General features: G+C 70.4%; 21 protein-coding genes. 10 read left to right on the top strand and 11 right to left on the bottom strand.

Going from position 1 to position 19,753, the window contains the following annotated elements; genetic code table 11:
* Positions 1-221: 221 nt before the first annotated feature.
* Positions 222-1,457 carry an inositol monophosphatase family protein gene (locus G5C66_RS24915; RefSeq protein ID WP_338144312.1) on the top strand — a complete coding sequence of 412 codons (1,236 nt, stop codon included), beginning with the start codon at positions 222-224 and terminating at the stop codon, positions 1,455-1,457.
* A 10-nt stretch (positions 1,458-1,467) separates the two neighbouring features.
* Here G5C66_RS24915 and G5C66_RS24920 read toward each other — a convergent pair whose 3' ends face one another.
* The 3 genes from G5C66_RS24920 to G5C66_RS24930 are packed head-to-tail and all read right to left on the bottom strand — an operon-like array spanning position 1,468 to position 3,605.
* Complete coding sequence (locus G5C66_RS24920; protein ID WP_165114344.1) at positions 1,468-2,040, bottom strand: LURP-one-related family protein; 573 nt, start codon at positions 2,038-2,040, stop codon at positions 1,468-1,470.
* A gap of 30 nt (positions 2,041-2,070) precedes the next feature.
* Positions 2,071-2,715, bottom strand: coding sequence for a methyltransferase domain-containing protein (locus G5C66_RS26655; RefSeq protein ID WP_165114346.1), 645 nt, complete (start codon positions 2,713-2,715; stop codon positions 2,071-2,073).
* The gene (locus G5C66_RS24930) at positions 2,712-3,605 is read right to left on the bottom strand and encodes an alpha/beta hydrolase (protein WP_165114348.1); all 894 of its coding nucleotides are present in this window, start codon (positions 3,603-3,605) and stop codon (positions 2,712-2,714) included. The genes G5C66_RS26655 and G5C66_RS24930 overlap by 4 nt, the downstream gene beginning before the upstream one ends.
* A 45-nt stretch (positions 3,606-3,650) precedes the next feature.
* On the opposite strand from G5C66_RS24930, the gene cls reads away from it, so the two are divergent.
* Genes cls through G5C66_RS24950 form a run of 4 tightly spaced genes read left to right on the top strand, consistent with a single transcriptional unit; the run spans position 3,651 to position 7,659 of the window.
* On the top strand, positions 3,651-5,099 hold the full coding sequence (cls, locus tag G5C66_RS24935) for a cardiolipin synthase (protein WP_241248844.1): 1,449 nt from the start codon (positions 3,651-3,653) through the stop codon (positions 5,097-5,099).
* Positions 5,100-5,152: 53 nt separating this feature from the next.
* Positions 5,153-6,421 carry a hypothetical protein gene (locus tag G5C66_RS24940; protein WP_165114353.1) on the top strand — a complete coding sequence of 423 codons (1,269 nt, stop codon included), beginning with the start codon at positions 5,153-5,155 and terminating at the stop codon, positions 6,419-6,421.
* Positions 6,422-6,466: 45 nt separating this feature from the next.
* Positions 6,467-6,946 carry a thioredoxin family protein gene (locus G5C66_RS24945; RefSeq protein WP_165114355.1) on the top strand — a complete coding sequence of 160 codons (480 nt, stop codon included), beginning with the start codon at positions 6,467-6,469 and terminating at the stop codon, positions 6,944-6,946.
* Complete coding sequence (locus G5C66_RS24950) at positions 6,943-7,659, top strand: urease accessory protein UreH domain-containing protein (protein ID WP_165114358.1); 717 nt, start codon at positions 6,943-6,945, stop codon at positions 7,657-7,659. The genes G5C66_RS24945 and G5C66_RS24950 overlap by 4 nt, the downstream gene beginning before the upstream one ends.
* Here G5C66_RS24950 and G5C66_RS24955 read toward each other — a convergent pair.
* From G5C66_RS24955 to G5C66_RS24980, 6 genes are all read right to left on the bottom strand, one after another.
* A complete protein-coding gene (locus G5C66_RS24955) occupies positions 7,643-8,398 on the bottom strand; it encodes a 2-phosphosulfolactate phosphatase (RefSeq protein WP_165114360.1) in 756 nt (251 codons plus the stop codon). The genes G5C66_RS24950 and G5C66_RS24955 overlap by 17 nt on opposite strands.
* Positions 8,395-9,000: an RdgB/HAM1 family non-canonical purine NTP pyrophosphatase gene (gene rdgB / locus G5C66_RS24960; RefSeq protein WP_165114362.1), complete on the bottom strand. Its 606-nt coding sequence runs from the start codon at positions 8,998-9,000 to the stop codon at positions 8,395-8,397. Before rdgB ends, G5C66_RS24955 begins: the two co-directional genes overlap by 4 nt.
* Positions 8,997-9,704, bottom strand: coding sequence for a ribonuclease PH (gene rph, locus G5C66_RS24965; RefSeq protein ID WP_165114365.1), 708 nt, complete (start codon positions 9,702-9,704; stop codon positions 8,997-8,999). Before rph ends, rdgB begins: the two co-directional genes overlap by 4 nt.
* A 9-nt stretch (positions 9,705-9,713) precedes the next feature.
* Complete coding sequence (locus G5C66_RS24970; protein WP_165114367.1) at positions 9,714-10,493, bottom strand: GDSL-type esterase/lipase family protein; 780 nt, start codon at positions 10,491-10,493, stop codon at positions 9,714-9,716.
* Positions 10,494-10,566: 73 nt separating this feature from the next.
* A complete protein-coding gene (locus G5C66_RS24975; RefSeq protein WP_165114369.1) occupies positions 10,567-11,406 on the bottom strand; it encodes a hypothetical protein in 840 nt (279 codons plus the stop codon).
* A complete protein-coding gene (locus G5C66_RS24980) occupies positions 11,403-12,332 on the bottom strand; it encodes an ABC transporter ATP-binding protein (RefSeq protein ID WP_206444537.1) in 930 nt (309 codons plus the stop codon). The genes G5C66_RS24975 and G5C66_RS24980 overlap by 4 nt, the downstream gene beginning before the upstream one ends.
* Positions 12,333-12,465: 133 nt before the next feature.
* Between G5C66_RS24980 and G5C66_RS24985 the strand changes: the two genes are divergently transcribed.
* Together G5C66_RS24985 and G5C66_RS24990 are read left to right on the top strand one after the other, a co-directional pair.
* On the top strand, positions 12,466-13,629 hold the full coding sequence (locus G5C66_RS24985) for a sensor histidine kinase (protein WP_338144313.1): 1,164 nt from the start codon (positions 12,466-12,468) through the stop codon (positions 13,627-13,629).
* Positions 13,626-14,312 (top strand): response regulator, encoded by a 687-nt coding sequence (locus tag G5C66_RS24990; RefSeq protein ID WP_338144314.1) that lies wholly within the window; start codon positions 13,626-13,628, stop codon positions 14,310-14,312. The genes G5C66_RS24985 and G5C66_RS24990 overlap by 4 nt, the downstream gene beginning before the upstream one ends.
* 156 nt (positions 14,313-14,468) lie before the next feature.
* Here the strand turns inward: G5C66_RS24990 and G5C66_RS24995 are convergent, their stop codons facing one another.
* Together G5C66_RS24995 and murI are read right to left on the bottom strand one after the other, a co-directional pair.
* Positions 14,469-15,239 carry an MBL fold metallo-hydrolase gene (locus tag G5C66_RS24995; RefSeq protein WP_241248845.1) on the bottom strand — a complete coding sequence of 257 codons (771 nt, stop codon included), beginning with the start codon at positions 15,237-15,239 and terminating at the stop codon, positions 14,469-14,471.
* A complete protein-coding gene (gene murI / locus G5C66_RS25000) occupies positions 15,236-16,093 on the bottom strand; it encodes a glutamate racemase (protein WP_165114378.1) in 858 nt (285 codons plus the stop codon). The genes G5C66_RS24995 and murI overlap by 4 nt, the downstream gene beginning before the upstream one ends.
* A 118-nt stretch (positions 16,094-16,211) precedes the next feature.
* Here murI and G5C66_RS25005 point away from each other — a divergent pair, with 118 nt between their 5' ends.
* The 3 genes from G5C66_RS25005 (at position 16,212) to G5C66_RS25015 (ending at position 19,560) form a co-directional block, all read left to right on the top strand.
* The gene (locus G5C66_RS25005) at positions 16,212-17,213 is read left to right on the top strand and encodes an alkaline phosphatase family protein (protein WP_165114380.1); all 1,002 of its coding nucleotides are present in this window, start codon (positions 16,212-16,214) and stop codon (positions 17,211-17,213) included.
* Positions 17,214-17,255: 42 nt separating this feature from the next.
* A complete protein-coding gene (locus tag G5C66_RS25010) occupies positions 17,256-18,269 on the top strand; it encodes an alkaline phosphatase family protein (protein ID WP_165114382.1) in 1,014 nt (337 codons plus the stop codon).
* A 73-nt stretch (positions 18,270-18,342) separates the two neighbouring features.
* Complete coding sequence (locus G5C66_RS25015; protein ID WP_165114384.1) at positions 18,343-19,560, top strand: FAD-dependent monooxygenase; 1,218 nt, start codon at positions 18,343-18,345, stop codon at positions 19,558-19,560.
* Positions 19,561-19,753: the final 193 nt, after the last annotated feature.

Raw genomic sequence — 19,753 nt, forward strand, 5'->3', positions numbered from 1 at the left:
ACACCCGGGCCGGCGCCCCGATAGCCAGCCAAGTTTTTCTCGATCTGGTCCGGAGTCCAGGACCGCCGAAGGCGGCCGGCGAAGCCGGCGCCCGAAGGGCGTCCTTGACGCCGGTCCAGATCGAGAAGACCCTCAAGGAAAGGGTCGGCGGCCCACCCCAACCCGAAAAGACATCCGAAAACCCTCCCAGAAAAGACAAGCCCCCCGCTAGATTCCCGCCCGTGACCCAGTGGAAGACGATGGACGAGATCCTCGCCGCACGCACCAGCTTCGAGACCGCCATCGACGGCTGGACTCCACCACAAGCCCACGGCGTAGGCCTCCGCCCCTCAACAGCGACCACCCACCAACCAGAGCACTTCCCCCTGGTCAACGCCTACGGCCACCGCCTCCCAGCGGTCGTGATGGCAACAGTCGTCGGACACAAGAGCGGCACCGCGGCGTACAGACTGTCCAAAGAGCAACTCGAGCGGGCGATCGAGCTGATCAGCCCCGCGGAGGCCTACACCGACTACGACCACCCCAACCTGTGGACCTGGCGCGACAGACTCCTTCCGGCGCTGACCGAGGATCCCGAGGCCGAGGTCGTGGCGGTCTTCATCGGCGAGCAAGAGACGGCACACGACCCCGCGATCGACGCGTTCCGGGCAGCGTTCCCGGACCATGCCGTCGCGCTCGCCGCGGCGAGCGCAGGCGCAGCCGTCGTCAGGAAGATGTACGGCACCGACCTGAGCCACTTCGACAAGTCCGCCACAAGCCAAGAAGCCAAGGACAGCGCGACCGAGGCGGACATCGCCTCGGAGAAGGCGATCCGGGAGACGATCACGACGTACCGGCCCGAGGACGCCTTCGAGGGCGAGGAGACCGGCCGCAGCGGCGACAGCGAGCGGCGGTGGCTCGTCGACCCGCTCTGCGGCACCCTCAACTACGCCGCACAGACCCCGCTGGCCGCGGTGAACGTCGCGCTGGTGACGCCCGACGGCGTCCAGGCGGCCGTCTCGGCGGACCCGATCAGCGAGGAGATCTTCTGGACCGACGGCACCGGCGCCTGGGTGCGCAAGGGCGGCGGCGACACCGCGCTCTCCCCCACCCCGCGTACCAGGCTCGTCGACATCCAGTGCGACGGAATGCTCGATCGGCCGTTCGTCGGCGGTCAGCTCGTCGCGGACCCACGCCTGCGCGCCGAGTTCGGCCCACGCGTGATGTCCTCGACCCTCGCGGTCGCCTGGGTCGCGGCCGGCAGGCGCGCGGCGTACGTCACCGACGGCCATCTCGAGGGCAGCGTCCACTTCACCGCGGGCATCGCGCTGTGCCAGGCCGCGGGCTGCGTCGTCACCGACCTCAGCGGCGGCCCGATCCACACCGGCCGCGGGATGATCGCGGCGGCCGACGCCGACACCCACCGGAAGCTGCTCGGCCTGGTCCGCCGGCACCTGCACCCGGCGGACGAGGCCTGAGCCGAGAGGGTCAGCGCTGCATCAACGCGTCCATCGCGACCGCGACAGCGGCGGCGACGCGGAAGTCGACGCGCGCGTCGTGGACGGTGACGGTGTACTTGTCCCGGAACGCGAAGCGGCGCTCGATCGAGATCAGCGGCTGCCCGTCGGAGGACACGTAGTCGAAGTGGATCGGCAGGAAGTCGAGCTCGGTGAAACGCCGCAGGATGGCCACCACCTGGTTGCGCTCCTGACCGGTGCCGGAATAGCCCGGGCCCTCCACGTGGAAGGTCGAGCGCAGCAGGCTCTTGCCGAAGTCCTTGCGGAAGAAGCCCAGCGGCGCACCGCTCGGGTCGGTGACGTCGTAGCCCGCGTTGAGGTCCATCACCGCACGCGCCTTGAACGCGAAGACCGCCTGCGACTTCGACTCGTCGGCGTAGAAGGTCACCTGCTCCTTGAACGCCAGCCGCTTCTGCTGCGCGAAGGCGAGCACCTGCCCCTCGGAGCCGTCGGGGTTGGCGGCCTGGGCGACGTACTTGTTGGCGAAGGGCGTGACCTTCTGGCGAAGGAAGAAGAGGGGTACGTGGTAGGGCTGCTGCGTCATGGGCGCAACCTATCCGGTCAACCCATCCCGTCAGCGTCGGCGCGCGACGAGATAGGCCTGCGGCGTCCGTTCCCAGTCCTCCGCGGAGCGGACCACGGTCGCGGTCACCTCGAAACCGGCCTCCTCGAGCAGCGCGCTGGTCGCCTCGACCGGCATCCGGTAGCCGTCGAAGGTGACGTCGTGGCCGTAGGCGCCGATGTGGCGTACGTGCTCGTCGCCGACCTGGAAGGCGGTCACGAACCGGCCCCCGCGCCGGGTGACCCGGGCGAGCTCTGCGATGACCTCGGGACGGCGCGACGGCGGCGTGTGGATGAGCGAGTACCACGCCAGCACACCCGCGAGCTCACCGTCTCGCAGCGGCAGGCGCGCCATGTCGCCGACCTCGAACCTGAGCGCCGGATGCCGCTCCATCGCCTGAGCGATCATGCCCGTCGACAGGTCCACCCCGAAGACGTCGAGACCCCTCGCGGCCAGGTAGGCGGTGATCCGCCCGGGACCGCACCCGATGTCACCCACGAGCCCGCCACCGTCCCTGCGTACGTAGGCCGCGAACGTGTCGAGCACGCCGGCGTCGAACGACGTCTCGGTGACCGAGGGGTCGACGATCTCGGCGTACGCCTTGGAGACCGTGTCGTAGGCGGCCCGGGTCTCGGTGACGTCGTAGGGCTCGGTCACGGACGCCTCCTCAGACCCTGCTGGTTCAAGAAGGCACCCGTCATCGCCATCACCGACTCCGCCGCCGGGAACGTCTTGCCGTGGCGCCAGAAGCCGTGGATCTGGCCGACGGCACGGAAGGCGACCACCTCGACGCCGAGGTCGGCGAGCCTGAGCGCGAAGTCCTCGTTCTCGTCGGTGAGGATGTCCCCCTCGGCGCTCACGATCAGCGTCGGCGGCAGGTTGCGAAGCTCCTCGTCGGCGGCGAGATACGGACCGAGGTCGGGGTTGCGGAGATCGGCCTCGGTGGCGGCGTACTGCTTCCAGTACCAGGCCGCCTCCTCGTTCCAGCCGTCCGCCATCTCGTAGCCCGGCGTGCTCATCGACGGGTCGAGGAACGGGTAGACGAGCACCATCGCGCCGAAGACGCCCGGGTTGCGCAGCGCCGCGACCAGCGCGAGGTTGCCGCCGGCGCTGTCGCCGTGGACGTACGCCGGCAGCGTGCTCAGCAGCGGGTCGTTGCCCAGCCACTTGATGACCGTGTCGACGTCGTCGGGAGCCGCGGGATAAGGGTGCTCCGGAGGCCGGCGGTAGTCGACCGACAGCACCCGCAGCCCGCTCCGGTTGGCCAGCTTCCGACACGCTCCGTCGTGGACCTCGACGTCGTTGAAGACGAACCCGCCGCCGTGGAGGTGGACGATCAGCCCCTCGCGTACGTCCTCGGGGGTGTAGAGCCGGCAGGGAACCCCGTCGGCGTCGATGCCGGCGACCTCCGCGACCTCCTCCTTCGCCTCGGCCGCGGCCAGCCTGCGCGCCTCCTCCCGCTGCGCCGCGACGTCGACCTCCCAGACGGGCGGCGAGGCCTGCTCAGCAGCGATGGCACGGCGGGCGGCGGGGAAGAGTCGAACCATGTCAGAAGATTCCCACACCGACGCGTGTGGTGCATGCTGAGCCGCATGACCGCGGCGGAAGTAACGAGTACGTCGATCTACGTCATCGACGTGCTGGTGAAGGTGATCGCGCTCGGGGTGGTCCCGAAGAATCGCCGTCCGAGCAGCGCGATGGCGTGGCTGCTGGCGATCTTCTTCATCCCGGGAATCGGCCTGATCGGCTACCTGCTGCTCGGGCAGACCCGGCTGGACCGGCGGCGGCATGCACGCCAGCGGGCGCTCAACGACGAGGTGACCGAGTACGTCCGCGGCCTGCCCAGGGTGCCGCACCCGCAGACGATCTCCGAGACCGACGCGGCGACGATCGAACTCAACGAGCGGCTCGGCTCGCTGCCGGCCCGGGCGGGGAACCGGATCGACCTGATCGACGACTACACGGCCTCCGTCGAGGCGATGACGGCCGCGGTGGACCAGGCCGAGACGTACGTGCACGTGCAGTTCTACATCACCGCGTGCGACCACGTCACCGAGCCGTTCTTCGACGCCCTCGACCGGGCAGCGGCGCGTGGCGTCCGGGTGCGGCTGCTCCTCGACCACCTGGGCTCGCGCGGCATCCCGGTCTGGCGCACGCTCGTGAAGAGGCTCGACGCCTCCGACATCGACTGGCACCCGCTGCTGCCCATCAACCCGCTGCGCGGCCAGATCCGCCGGCCCGACCTGCGCAACCACCGCAAGCTCCTCGTCGTCGACGGCCGCATCGCGTTCACGGGGTCGCAGAACCTCATCGAGCCTGGCTACAACAAGCGCAAGAACCACCGGGCCGGCCGGGAATGGGTCGAGCTCAACGCCCGGATCGAGGGCCCGCTGGTGACCGCCCTGAACGTCGTCTTCGCCAGCGACTGGGACACCGAGACCGGGGAGCTGCTGCGCTCCGAGCTGGCCGCCCCCGCACCGCGTGCCGGCGACGTGACCGGCCAGATCGTGCCCAGCGGCCCGGGTGTCGACGCCGAGAACAACCTGCGCGCGTTCACCTATCTCATGTACGCCGCCAAGAAGCGGATCTCGATCACCAGCCCCTACTTCGTGCCGGACGAGTCGCTGCTGTACGCCGTGACGACCGCCGCCCGCCGCGGCGTCGAGGTCGAGCTCTTCGTCAGCGAGGGCAAGGAGCAGTTCATGGTCTACCACGCCCAGCGCTCCTACTACGAGGCGCTCCTGGAGGCCGGGGTCCGCATCTACCTCTACCCCAAGCCTGCCGTCCTGCACTCCAAGCACTTCAGCATCGACGACGAGGTCGCCGTGCTCGGCTCGAGCAACATGGACATGCGCTCCTTCGCGCTCAACTACGAGGTCTCGCTGATGCTCTTCGACGGCGAGCCGGTGGCACAGCTGCGGAAGGTCGAGGACGGCTACCGGGCCATCTCGCGCGAGCTGCTGCTCGAGGAGTGGCTCGCGCGGCCGAAGCTGGCGGCGTACGTCGACAACGCGCTGCGCCTCACCGCTGCCCTGCAGTGACGCCGGAAGAATATTCGAGGGCGGGAACCTCCGGGGCTACCTAGACTCCGCACGTGGAACTCCGAGCACGCGCTGCCACGCTCGCGGTCCTCGCCCTCCTGGCCGCCGGCTGCGCTGACCTCCCCGGGAGCGTCGGTCCTTCCCCGGCGCCGTCGCACCCTCCGTACGACCCCGTTCCGGCCGACTACCAGGCGGTCGAGGACCTGCTCGCCGACCGTGCGACCGCAGCGCTGCAGGGCGACGAGGCGGCGTTCCTCGCCACCGTCGACCCGCGCGACCGGAAGCTGCTCGACCAGCAGCGGACGATCTTCACCAACCTCCAGGAGCTCCCCCTGAAGTCGTTCGCCTACCAGGTGAAGCAGAGCGACCGCGCGCCCGACGAGGTGCGCAACGACGGCGTTCTGTTCTCGCCCCAGGTCGTCGAGGTGGCGCAGCTCGAGCAGGCGCACCGCGCGTCGGTCGCCAATGCGACCGACATGACCTTCGTACGCCACGACGGCGGCTGGGTGGTCGGGCGGGACCGGGCGGCACCGAGAGAGAAGTACAGCAGGCCGTGGTTCGGCGGTCCGGTCACCGCGGCGGTCGGGCGCTCCGTCGTCGTGGTCACCGAGCAGGACGGCCCGACGAGTGCCGACGAGCTCCTGGAGCGGGTCTCGGAGGCACGCACCGAGATCAAGAAGAAGCTCGAGACCGTGTGGCGCGCAGAGGAGCGGGAGGTACCCCTGCTCGTCGACGCGACGTACAACGGCAGGCCGCCGGGCGACACCTTCGACGGCGACGACGGCGCCGCCGCAGTGACCTACTGGGTCCCCGCCGCCGGTCGCCGCCCGAGGACGAGCACGTCCGCCCTCGCCGGAGCCGTCATCAAGGACAACCCGGTCGCGACCAACCGGCTGGCGACAGACGAGCGCACCCTGCGCCACGAGATGAGCCACGTCTACGGTCCGGCGTTGGTGCCCACGTGGGTCAACGAAGGGCTCGCCGAATACCTCTCCGGCTGCGAGTCCAACATCTGCGGCGAGGACGAGCGGCGCGACCAGCTGCTCACCCACGAGCGCGCGATCCCGAACGACGACGAGTGGGGCGACGACGGTGCGATCGACTACGCCATCTCGCATGCGGCGGTCTCGTGGCTGATCGACGACAACGGCGGCCTGGAGAGGTTCCTCGCGTTCTGCAACGACTTCTACCTCCACCTGCCGAGCGGCGCCGAGAACCTCCACGAGGGGACGGGCAAAGCGCTGAAGCAGTCTTACGGCATCACCGAGAAGCAGCTCGTCGACGGCACCTGGAGCTGGTTCGAGGATCTCCCCGAGGACTGACACCCCGGACCCATCCGTCAGGGCCTACGCTCCGAACCCATGCACATGAACTCTCGAATCGTCGCTGTGCTCGCCCTCGTCTGTCTCGCCGTCGCCGGGTGCGGCGGCTCCGGCGCCGACTCCGCCGACGATCCCGCGTCTCCAGCGGCCTCCTCGAGCCCGGCGACCGCCGAGTCCACCCCGGCCGAGGTGCCCGCGGAAGGCGCTGCCTGCGAGGGCCGCTACGCCGACTACTCCGCCGCGGCGGTCGCCGAGGAGTGCTACACCGACACGATCCTCTTCTTCCACGCGCCGTGGTGCCCGGAGTGCCGTGGTTTCGAGGAGGCGATCAAGAGCGGCGAGATTCCTGAGAAGGCGCAGATCCTGAAGGTGGACTACGACTCCGCGACCGGCCTGCGCAAGAAGTACGAGGTGACGATCCAGTCCACCTTCGTACGCGTCGACGCCTCCGGCGAGCGGCTCAAGCTGTGGTCGGGCTACGGCCAGGACAAGTCCGTCGACGCGATCCTCGAGAACACCCAGTGACGCTGCTGCTCGCCTCGTTCCTCGCCGGGGCGCTCTCGGTGCTCGCCCCTTGCGTGGTCGCGTTCGTTCCGGTGATCCTCTCGCGGGGAACCGGCGAGCGGCGGCCATGGGTGGCGGTGGCCGCGCTCGGCGTCTCGGTCATCGTGTTCAGCGTCGTGCTGAAGTCGACGACACTGCTGATCGACGTACCTCCCCGGTTCTGGAGCATCGTCTCCGGCGTGATCGTGGCGCTCTTCGGCGTGGTGATGCTCTGGCCGCGGCTGTGGGACACGGTCGTGTTCCGGCTCGGGCTCGGCTCCCGCGCCCAGGAGCGCCTGGCCCGGGCGAGCGACCGCGGCGGGATCGGCGGCGACATCCTCATCGGCGCGAGCATGGGGCCGGTGTTCAGCGCCTGCAGCCCGACGTACGCCCTGATCGTGGCGGCCATCCTCCCGGCCGAGCCGCTTCGCGGGCTCGGCTACCTGATCGCGTACGTCGCCGGCCTGACCCTCCTGCTGGCCGCGGTCATGGTGGGCGGCCGGGCGCTGCTCGCCCGGTTGCGGTGGGCGATCGACCCGGAGGGTGCCTTCCACAAGGTGCTCGGCGTCGTCCTGGTCCTCATCGGCGTCGCGATCGCGACCGGTCTCGACAAGGCCCTGCTCACGCTGCTGGTCGAGCAGGGGCTCTTCGACTGGCAGATCGGCCTGGAGGGCCGGCTCAGCGCTGAGCGGTGACCGCTTGGAACGACCCGCCGCGCAGCACCGGCACCACCGACGCGCTGTCCAGCTGGGCGGCGACGACCACGTCCTCGGCATAGCCCTTCGCGATCAGCTCCCGACCACCGGCGCAGGTGTGGAGCGCGTCCGGTAGATCGGCGGCACGGAACGCGTCGCGCGCCATCGCGGCCTCCGGCGAGAGGCCGTCGGGGTCGAGCGCGTCGAGGACCGCTCCGGCACCCCAGAGGTCCTCGACCGCCGGCCGGAGCGTGCCGTCTGGCCAGCGCTCCCCCGAGGCGACGAAGGCGACGCTGGCGCCCTCGACGCAGCGCGGGGCGAGCCACCGGGCGACGGCGGTGCGGTTGCGGAGCGAGGCGCCGACGACCGTCGCTCCGGTCTCTGCGAGGAGGGTGCTGATCGTCGAGCCGTTGGGCGAGGGCAGCACCAGACGCCGGACGCCCTCGGCCTTCCGCAGCGACGCGGGCGAGAGCGATGGCCGGCCGGGCACCGCGTCCTGACGCTGGACGGCGAGGACCGCGTCACGCTCACGTGCGTACGCCTCCGCCCGATCGTCCCGCCAGCGGAACGGGAAGACCTCGATCCCGCGCTCGACGGCGACCGTCAGCGTCGTGGTGAACGAGAGCACGTCCACCACGACGGCGATGTCCGCGGGCCCGATCGCCGCCGCGCCCACCGGGCCCCAGTCGAGCCGGACCCGGTAGGCGTGCTGGCGGTGCTGGTCGTCGACTGCGCTCACGCGCCGAGCGCGGCCGCGATCTGCGGGGCGATCTCGCGCAGCGCGCGGCCACGGTGGGAGATGGCGTCCTTCTCCTCGACCGACAGCTCGGCGGACGTACGTCCGTCCTCGGTGTCGACCGCGACGAACAGGACGTCGTAGCCGAACCCGCCGTCACCGCGGACCTCGCGGATGATGCGGCCGTCCATGCGGCCCTCGACGACGATCTCGCCACCGTCCCAGACGAACGCGATGGCGCACGCGAAGTGGGCGCCGCGGCGCTCGTCGGGGACGTCGGAGAGCTGGGCCAGGAGCAGCTCGTTGTTGCGCTCGTCGGACTTGGGAGGTCCGCCCCAGCGGGCCGAGAGCACGCCCGGCATGCCGTTCAGAGCATCGACGCAGAGACCGGAGTCGTCCGCGACCGTGGGGAGCCCGGTGGCCGCAAAACCGGCCCTGGCCTTGATCAGTGCATTGCCCTCGAACGTCGGCGCGTCCTCGACCGGCTCGTCGTAGTGGGTGACGTCATCGAGGCCGACGACCGAGACCCCGGGCACCAGCGGCGAGAGGATGCGGAACATCTCCTCCAGCTTCTTGGCGTTGCGGGAGGCGACGTGGATCTTCACGACCCGAGCGCCTCGAGCTGCAGCTTGGTCAGGTCGGCGCAGCCCTTCTCGCCCAGCGCCAGCAGCGCGTCGAGCTCGGCGCGGTCGAAGGCGACGCCCTCGGCGGTGCCCTGCACCTCGACGAACTTGCCCTCGCCGGTCATCACGATGTTCATGTCGGTCTCGGCGCGGACGTCCTCCTCGTAGGGCAGGTCGAGCCGCGGCACACCGTCGATGATCCCGACCGAGATCGCGGCGACGGAGCCGGTCAGCGCCTTCTGGACGCCCAGCGAGGCCACCGCGTCGGCGAGCGCGACGTAGGCGCCGGTGATCGCCGCGGTGCGTGTCCCCCCGTCGGCCTGGAGCACGTCGCAGTCGATGTTGATGGTGTTCTCGCCGAGGGCCTTGTAGTCGATGACGGCGCGCAGCGAGCGGCCGACCAGGCGGGAGATCTCATGCGTACGTCCGCCGATCTTGCCCTTCACCGACTCGCGCGAGGAGCGCTCGTGGGTGGAGGCGGGCAGCATGGCGTACTCGGCCGTCACCCAGCCCAGCCCGGAGCCCTTGCGCCAGCGCGGCACACCCTCGGAGGCGGAGGCGGCGCACAGGACGCGGGTCCTGCCGAACTCGATGAGGACGGAACCGGCCGCGTGGTCGAGCCAGTTGCGGGTGATCTTGATGGGGCGCAGCTCGTCGTCGGCGCGCCCGTCAGCTCGTGTGGTCACGGGACCACCCTATGCAACGGTCTCCCGCTTGGGTTCACCGCTGGGTCGCGCCCATGCACGCCGCACCACCCACGGCCCCAGATCGCGCGCACGCCGCCCCATCCACGGCACTCCCTCACCGGCCATCCAGGCCAGATCCTGGCGCCAGCTGGTCGGCAGCCCACCGGCCGGCTCCAGCGACGGCGGCTCGAAGGAGAAGCCGTACGTCACCAGCTGCTCGCCGAACGCACGGGCCATCCGCCGGTGGCCGAGCTCGGAGGGATGCAGCCGGTCGGCAGCCCAGAAGCGACGCTCGTGCAGGTCGGGGACCGCCCCGAGGTCGAGCCGCAGGCCGCCGTAGGTGGCGTGGACCTCGTCCCAGATGGCGTTCAGGTCGGCGGTACGCCGCTGGATCGACCGCTTCATCCAGCCGGGCATCGGCCACATCACCGAGTGGTCGTGGAAACGCGCGGTCATCAGCAGCGCGCCCTGGCCCGCGAGCGCGTCGGCGCAGGTCATCAGGTCGTCGCGGAGTCTTCCGGTGTCCCACGCCGAGCGCATCACGTCGTTGACCCCGACGATCAGCGAGGCCACGTCGGGCCGGTGCGCCACCGCATCGGCGAGCTGCTGCTCGACCACGACGGTCGAGGTCGCGCCGATGATCGCGGTGTTGCAGAAGGAGATGTCGTACGCCTGTCCCAGAGCCTCGGCGAGCAGCCGGGCCCATCCTCGCCAACCCTCGACAGTGGGGTCGCCGAGTCCGACGGTGGCGCTGTCGCCCAGCGCCGCATAACGCAGGTAGGTGCCCACGGCTCACAACGGTGACGGGGGTGGGTGCCGAAGCACCCACCCCCGCGTGTCGTGTCGCGAACAGTCCGATGAACTACTTCACCTCGGACTTGAGCACCCGGTAGGCACCCAGCACGACCGGGACGACCACCCAGAGGAAGATGCTGCAGATCAGCGCGAGCACCTCCTGGGTGCCGGGGTCGGGGAGCTGCGTCCCGTCCGGCATCATGCCGCCGGCCCCCATGAACGGCGACATCGCGTAGCCCATGTCGATGAACGGGATCAGGTCGGCGGCCCAGTCGAAGATGAAGTAGAGCGTGGACCAGACCATCAGTGGCAGGAGCAGCTGGTCGACGTAGACGACCACGATCGAGAACGGCGTGCTGAGCAGGCACATCGCGATGCCGAAGGCGCTTACGAAGTAGAGCAGCTGCTGCGCGATCGTCCATCCCAGGACCTGGCCGTCGATGCTCCAGCTGGCGTCGTAGCCGCCCACGGCCGCGGCGAGGGCGTTGCCCACGATGCCGCACAGCAGCGCGACCGCGATCAGCGCGAGGGCGAACGCGACGACTGCGACGAGCTTGGCCGCCATCACCCGCAGCCGGCTCGGCTCGAGGCTGAAGGTCACCATGTTGGTGCGCTGGCCCCACTCCTGGGTGACGATCATGATCGCCAGCACCGGGGTCAGCAGGGAGAGCGGGATCGTCAGGATCGAGGACCAGGTCGAGAGCCCGAGCGAGAAGTTGTCGTTGAGCGCGGCCACCAGGACCACGATGCCCATAGCCAGCAGCAGCATGCCGGCCGAGATGATCAGCAGGGCGCGACCGGCACGGGTGTCGGTCATCTTGCGCCACTCGACCAGCAGGAGCCGGCCGAACGGCACCTTGGTCACCGCCGGGAGCGGGGTGGAGGGCGCTACGGATACGGCGCTCATGCGGAGACTCCTTCGGCGTGGATCTGCGCGACGTTCTCGCGCTGGGTTTCGGCGGTGAGCTGGAGGAAGATGTCCTCGAGGCCGGCGCCGCCGTCACGCAGGTCGGTGAGCACGACGTTGGACTCCAGGGCTGCCCGGCCGACCTCGGCCGGCGCCGCGGAGACGCGCATGCCGGTGCCGAGCGGCTCCACGCTGTAGCCCTTGGCCTTCAGCGCGACGGTGAGCGCCTCGTTGTCCAACGAGGTGACCAGCGACTGGCCGGCGGTGCCCTGGCTGGCGAGGATGGTGTCCTTGGTGCCCTCGGCCACGATGCGTCCGTTGCCGATGAGGATCAGCTCGTCGGCGATCTGCTCGACCTCGTGCAGCAGGTGGGAGGAGAGCAGGACGGTGCCGCCGCGGTCGGCGTACTCCTTCAGCAGACCACGCATCCACCGGATGCCGGCGGGGTCGAGGCCGTTGGCCGGCTCGTCCAGGATCAGCACCTTGGGGTCGCCGATCAGCGCGTGGGCGATGCCGAGGCGCTGCTTCATGCCGAGGGAGTAGTTCTTGATCCGGCGCTTGGCCTCCGACGGGGTCAGCGAGACCAGCTCGAGCATCTCGTCCACGCGCGACTTGGGCAGGCCCATCGTCATCGCGGCGAGCGTGAGCACCTCTCGGCCGGTGCGGCCGTCGTGCTGGGCGCTGGCATCGAGCAGCACACCGACGTGGCGGCCCGGGTTGGGGAGGTCGGCGTAGAGGCTGCCGTTGATCGTTGCCCGACCCTTGGTGGGGTTGGTCAGGCCGACCATGATGCGCATGGTGGTCGACTTGCCCGCACCGTTCGGGCCGAGGAAGCCGGTGACTTTGCCGGCCTCGGCGGTGAACGACACGTCGTCGACCGCGGTGAAGGTCCCGTAGACCCTCGTCAGTCCTTCGACTTTGATCATGGCGTACATCCTGCCGTTCCTCCGCCGCGGACTGCATCGGACATACGGATGACCTGCCACCCGACGAAAGTATGGGGCCGGTCGCGACCGCGGCATCGGGTCCGTCGGTCCGCGGTTCATTAACGTGTACGACGTGCAGCAACGCTCCCCCGCCGACTATCAGCCACGCCTGAGCCTGTGGGGACACGTCTGGCGCTACCTCGCCGCGCTCGGGATCAGCGCGCTCGGACTGACCAGCAGCGTCGGCGGCTGGCCGGACTGGCGTTTCGCGCTCGATCTCGTCCTCGGCGTCATCAGCCTGGTCCTGGTCTTCTGGCGGCGTCGCTGGCCGGTCACGGTCACGACGATCGTCACCCTTGCCAGCGCGTTCTCGATCCTTGCGGCGGGCGCGTCCGCGCTGGCTCTCGTCTCCCTGTCGACACGGCGTCGTTGGCGCGAGATCATCCCCATGTCGCTGCTCAGCTTCGCGGCCGGGATGTTCTGGTTCGCCGTGATGGACACGGCCACCCCCGACGACGGAATGCCGACCTTCGCTCTGTGGGGCCTCAACATCGGGCTCAGCGTGGTGATCATCGCCGCGATGGTCGCCTGGGGCATGTACATCGGGTCGCGCCGCGAGCTGATCGCCACCCTCCGGCTCCGCGCCGAGACGGCCGAGGCCGAGCAGGCGCTGCGGGTCTCGCAGGCCCGCGAGACGGAGCGACGGCGGATCGCCCGCGAGATGCACGACGTGCTCGCCCACCGCATCTCCCACATCTCCATGCAGGCCGGGGCGCTGGCCTACCGCGAGGACCTCTCCGCCGACCAGATCCGGGGCGAGGTCGGCACCATCCGCGACGGCGCCCACCGCGCCCTCGAGGACCTCCGGACCGTCCTCGGCGTGCTCCGCGGCAACGGCGAGGACCCCGAGACCGCGCCCCAGCCGACGTACGCCGACATCGGCCGCCTCGTCGAGGAGGCTCGCGCGGGCGGCATGAACGTCACCTTCGACGACGCCGTCGAGGGCTCCCCGCCGGAGACGGTCGGGCGGTCGATCTACCGGGTCGTCCAGGAGGGCATCACCAACGCCCGCAAGCACGCCCCGGGAGCCCTGCTGGAGGTCGCGCTGGAAGGGTCCGAGGAGCACGGCATCGACGTACGTCTGCGCAACCGGCTCGGTTTCGACTCGAACACGCCCGGTGCCGGCCTCGGCCTGATCGGGCTCACCGAACGCGTCGACCTCGCGGGCGGACGGCTGACGCACCGCACGGAAAAGGATGTCTTCATCCTCGAAGCATGGCTACCGTGGGGCCAGTGAGCAGCCCAGGGTCCAGCCCAGAGAGTCCCGTCAAGATCAAGGTCGGGATCGTCGACGACGACCCGCTCGTGCGCTCGGCCCTCGGGCTGATGCTCGGCGGCCAGGCCGACATCGAGGTCGTCGGCGAGGCGACCGACGGCCAGGAGGCGCTTGCCCTGGTGCGTACGTCGGCCCCTGACGTGGTCCTGATGGACATCCGGATGCCGCGGATCAACGGGCTGGACGCCACTCGGCGAGTGCTGGCCGACGCCCGGCCGCCGCGGGTGATCGTGCTGACCACGTTCGGTGCCGACGAGTACGTCGTCGACGCGCTCGCCGCCGGTGCCGAGGGGTTCCTGCTCAAGGACACGCCGCCGCCCGAGATCGTCGCGGCGATCCGCGCGGTCGCGGCCGGCGAGCCGATCCTCTCCCCCAAGGCCACGCGCACCCTGATCACCCGGCTCCGTGCCGAGCCGACCGGCGACCGCGCCGCTGCCGCTCGCGGCCGCCTCGAGGCGCTCACCGAGCGCGAGCACGAGGTCGCGCTCGCCGTCGGGCGCGGCCTGAGCAACGCCGAGATCGCCAAGGAGCTCTACCTCTCCATCCCGACCGTCAAGGCGCACGTGTCGCGCCTGTTCGACAAGCTCGGCGCCACCAACCGCGTGCAGATCGCGATCACCGTCCACGACGCCGGGCTGGTCTGAGTCACCGTCGGTCGAGCCGCCGGAGCCGCTAGGCGGAGGCGTGTCGAGACCAACACAGTCCCCTCAGCGCTCGACCAGACCGTGTTGGTCATCTCGACAAGCTCGATACAACGCTCGACACGCTCGCTTCGCTCGCGGCTCGACCAGCGAGGGCGGTCAGATCTCGTAGATCGACCCCGTCGCCGCCAGCTCCGTCGGCCCCTCGTACGCCGACCGCGCCTCGCGGAGCGCGTCGGCAGAGTCGTGCCAGGGCGGGACGTGAGTGACGACCAGCTTCTTCACATGAGCCTTGGTGGCGTACTCCCCCGCGTGGACGCCGGTGATGTGGACCCCGGGAGGGTTCTCGACGCCGTCGCGGAAGGCGGCCTCGCACAGGAACAGGTCGGCGTCGGTGGCGATGTCGAGGAGCGCCTCGGTCTCGGCGGTGTCGCCGCTGTAGGCGAGGACCTTGCCGTGCGCCTCGATCCGCAGCCCGTACGCGTCGACCGGATGCTCCACCGCCGTCGGGGTGATCACGAACGGACCGAGGTTGATCGGCCCGGTGTAGGTCGAGAACGCGAACTCCTCGCGCATCCCGGGACGCTTGGGCAGGTCGTAGGCCTTGGCCAGCCGCCGGCCGGTGCCCTTGGGGCCGTAGACCGGGATCGGCGGCTGTGGGCCGGTCGGGTGCCACTTGCGCAGCACGTAGTAGGAGGTCATGTCGACGCAGTGGTCGGCGTGCAGGTGGGAGAGCAGGACCGCATCGATCAGCAGCGGGTCGACGTAGCGCTGCAGGACCCCGAGCGCACCGTTGCCCATGTCGAGCACGATCCGCCAGGTCCGGCCCTCCGCGTCGTCGGCCTCGACGAGATAGCAGGAGGCGGGGCTGTCGGGCCCGGGATAGGAACCCGAGCACCCGATGACGGTCAGCCGCATCCCGGAGGTCATCCCATACCTCCGGCGAACTGCTGGGCGGCCGCGAGCTCCGGGCCGAGGAACCGGGCGCCGATCGCCTTGAACTCGGCGGGGTTGCCGGTGGTGAGGAACGTGTAGGTCGGCTCGCCGCTCTCGCGCATGAGGTCGTTCTCGGCGAGGACGCGGTAGACGTCCTTCGCTGACTCCTCGGCGCTGCTGACCAGCGTCACGTTGTCGCCCATCACATAGGAGATCACACCAGTCAGGAGCGGATAGTGGGTGCACCCGAGGATCAGCGTGTCGACCCCGGCGCTGGTCAGCGGGTCGAGATATTCGTGCGCGGCGGCCAGGAGCTCCTCGCCGCCGGTGATGCCGGCCTCGACGAAGGGGACGAACTGCGGGCAGGCCTGGGTGTGCAGCGAGACGTGGGGCGCGGCGGCGAAGGCGTCGTCGTAGGCCATCGACTCGGCCGTCGCGTGGGTGCAGATGACCCCGATGCGGCCGGTGCGGGAGGCGGCGACGGCGCGGCGGGTCGCCGGCAGGATCACCTCCACGACGGGCAGCGGCTTGTAGCGCTCGCGGGCGTCGCGGAGCATCGCCGCGGAGGCCGAGTTGCACGCGATGACCAGGGCCTTCACACCCTGCTCGACGAGGTGGTCGAGGCACTCGAGGGCATACTCACGCACCTCGGCGATCGGCTTGGGGCCGTAGGGGGCACGGGCGGTGTCACCGACGTACAGGATCGACTCGTGGGCGAGCTGGTCGATCACCGACCGCGCCACGGTGAGACCGCCGAAGCCTGAGTCGAAGATCCCGATCGGGGCGTCGCGGTCGGGCTGGGCTGAACCCAGGGACGAGGTCGAACCCAGGGACGAGACGGACTGCACGATCGTCAAGGCTAGGCCCAAACGCCGCCGATTCGCAGTGCTGGGGGTCACTCGCGACATACCCGAGATACATCTCACGTTCATGAGCAGGGTGAATCAGGGCGGTTAACGTTCGGTTATGACGATTTCTCGGCGCTCGCTGGTGTTGGCGGTCCTGTTCGCCCTGCTGGGCGTCACCTTCGCCGTCGTCGAGATCCCCGGGCGGCCCGCGGACGCGGCCACCACGAAGCGCGTGCTCGCGATCTCCGTCGACGGGCTCAGCGTGACCGCGATCGAGAGGCTCGGCCCCGGCAACCTGCCCAACATCTACCGGCTGATGCGCGGTGGCGCCTCGACGCGCGAGGCACGCAGCGCGTACGAGCAGAACGTCACCCTGCCCAACCACACCTCCATGGTCACCTCGCGGCGCATCACTCCGACTTCTGCGGGCGGCCACGGCGTCACCTGGAACGACGACCGCCCCTGGATGACCGTGCAGGAGGCCGCCGGCCACCCGGTCTCGTCGGTCTTCAGCCAGGTCGAGCGGACCGGCCGGAGCAGCGCCCTGTTCGCGTCGAAGTCGAAGTTCGGCCTCTTCGACCGCTCCTGGCCCTCGATCGACCGGTTCGTACTCGACGGCGACGCCGACCTGGTCGACCGGGCGGCCCGCGACCTGGTGGCCAACAAGCGGGCGTTCACCTTCGTCCACCTCGGCTCCCCCGACCACTACGGCCACCGCGACGGTGGGATGAGCGCGGCCTACCGCGCCTCGGTGATCCGCACCGATGCCCGCATCGGCAGGCTGCTGAGGGCGATCGACTCCTCGACGGTGCTACGGGGGTCGACGTACGTCATCCTCACCGCCGACCACGGCTTCAAGGCCACCGCGACCGACCACAGCGCCCACCTCTACGCGAACTACCGGATCCCGTTCGTGGTGTGGGGTCCCGGCGTGACTCGCGGTGCCTCGCTCTACCGGCTCAACCCCGAGTACCGTGCGCCGGGGACCACCCGGCCCATGTACGCCGGTGCACAGCCGATCCGCAACGGCGACCTCGGCAACCTGGCCCTCGACCTGCTCGGCCTGCGCCCGATCCCCGGCAGCACCTTGAACTCGACTCAGTCACTAGACATTCGCTGATCGTTCGCCCGACGTGGCATCGGGTTCACTTAGGGTGTGCCGGTGCGTCGCCTCTTCCCTCTCGTCTCCATCGGCATCTTCGTCGTCGTGGTGCTCGTCGTCGCGTTCACCGCACTGCCCGGCCGCGACAGTGGCAACCGCGCCGAGCGCGAGGCCGCCCAGGCGGACCGGAAGGTGCTCGCGATCTCGATCGACGGGCTCAACCCGGACGCGCTGGCGAAGCTCGGCCCGGCCGGGACACCCAACATCCACCGGCTGATCGACGAGGGGGCCTCGACGCTCAACGCCCGCACGGCCTACGAGAAGAACATCACCCTGCCCAACCACACCGGGATGGTCACCGGCGACCCCATCGCGGCCGACGACGGCGGCCACGGGGTCACCTGGAACGTCGGCGACCCGTCGAAGTCGATCGCATCCGACGAGGAGTCGGTGTTCACCGTCGCCCACGAGGCCGGGCTCAGCACCGGGGTGTTCGTGACGAAGCAGAAGTTCGAGCTGTGGCAGCGGGCCTGGGAGGACGACATCGACCTCTTCGTGCCGATCGACGACCACGACGAGCTGGTCCCGGCGGCGGCCGAGGACCTCGCCGAGGAGCAGCGGGACCTCACCTTCGTACATCTCTCCCTTCCCGACGTCGCCGGACACAAGTCGGGCGGGATGTCCCCGGAGTACCTGGAGGCCGTCGAGGAGTCCGACCGCCAGGTCGGCGAGCTCCTCGAGGTCATCGACGCCGACGCCGGGCTGAAGAAGCAGCTCGACGTCATCCTCACCGCCGACCACGGCTTCAAGCCCGGCATCACCAACCACTCCGAGAAGGTCTACGAGAACTACCGGATCCCGTTCGTCGTGTGGGGTCCGGACGCCGGCGCCGGCACCGACCTCTACGAGCTCAACTCCGACGACTACCGCGACCCGGGCAAGGACCGCCCCGACTACGACGGCCCCCAGCCCGTACGCAACGCCGACCTCGGCAACCTGGCGCTGGACCTCCTCGGGCTCGGCCCGATCGAGACCAGCGACATCGGCAAGGGCCAGACGCTCGACGTCAAATGACGTTCTCGCAACCATCCACGCGCACCTGGGGGCCTGGGGTACGTTTCGAACGTAACCTCCCAAGGAGCGTGCGATGTCAGTCAGCAGGATCGCTCGGGCAGCTCTACGCCGGGACCGGCGCGCCCGACGGCTCACGATCGTCGGCGCCGGTGTCGGCGGCCTGACGCTCGCCCTCGCCCTGCGTCGCCATGGCATCGACGTCGAGGTGTACGAGGCAGCGACCGCCCCGCATCCGACCGGCGACGCGGTGCTGCTCACCGCCAACGCGACCAGGCTCCTGGAGCGTCTCGGGCTCGAGCCCTGCCTCGGGGAGGCCTCGGCGACCGTGGACGGCCTGGTCTGGCGCGACGGCCACACCGGCGCCGCGATCGGCCGGGTGCTCTCGGGCTCGGAGTATGCGGCCCGCTGCGGCGCGCCCTGCTACGGCATCCGTCACGCCGACCTGCACGCTCTTCTCGGCGACGCGCTCGGCACCGACGGGCTCCACCTCGGCCATCGCGTGACCGGCGTCGCCGACGACGGCGGGCCCGCCAGGCTGGAGCTCGCCGGCGGCGAGTCGGCCGAGGCCGACCTGGTCATCGGCGCCGACGGCGCCGGGTCGACCCTCCGCGAGCACGTGGTCGGCTACGACGACGCCCAGTTCTCGGGCTGCGTCGCCTGGCGCGGGGTCGTCCCTCGGTCGCGGCTCACCCTGCTCCCCGACCCCGGTCGCCTGCAGCTGTGGACGGGCGCCGACGGCCACCTGATGCATCATCCGGTGGGCGACGGCGACCATGCGTTCCTGCTGGTCAAGCGGCAGCTAGGGCCGTGGACCCCGGACTCGTGGTCGTGGCCGGCCGACCCGGACGAGCACGTCCACGCCTTCCCCGGCTGGCACCCGGCCGTCGTCCAGATGATCTCCGCCGCGCCCGCCGCCGAGCGCTGGGGCCTCTTCCACCGTCCACCCCTGACCACCTGGTCGCGCGGCCGGGTCACGCTGCTCGGCGACGCCGCCCACCTGATGCTCCCCCACCACGGCCAGGGTGCGTCCCAGGCGATCGAGGACGCGGTCGTCCTCGCCGGCTGCCTCGCCTCCGACGACGACTGGGACCGTGCCCGCACGACCTACGAGGTACGCCGCCGCGACCGCACCCGCCGGATCCAGGCCGCCTCGGTGGCCGCCGCCGACGTCCTCCATCTCCCGGACGGTCCGCGCGCCCAGGCCCGCAACAAGCGACTCGGGTCACCCGATGCGTACGAACGCCACCTCGCCTGGATCCACGAGCACGACGTGACCGACGTGGCCCCGTAGCGCGGCACCCGTAACCCCGCGGCCCGCTCCCGCGTTGCCCAGGAGTGAGAGCCATCCCTGGACGCAAGGGCTTCATGGCGCTCGGCATCTGGGTGATGTACGCATCGGCCGTCGCCGTAGCGCTGGTCCAGCTCGGCTCCGCCTCCGACGCCGGCGGCGTCCGCTCCGGCCGGCCCCTCGCCCCCGGCAGCCC

Origin of the sequence: Nocardioides turkmenicus (genome assembly GCF_011045035.1) — a bacterium.
Taxonomy (GTDB): domain Bacteria; phylum Actinomycetota; class Actinomycetes; order Propionibacteriales; family Nocardioidaceae; genus Nocardioides; species Nocardioides turkmenicus.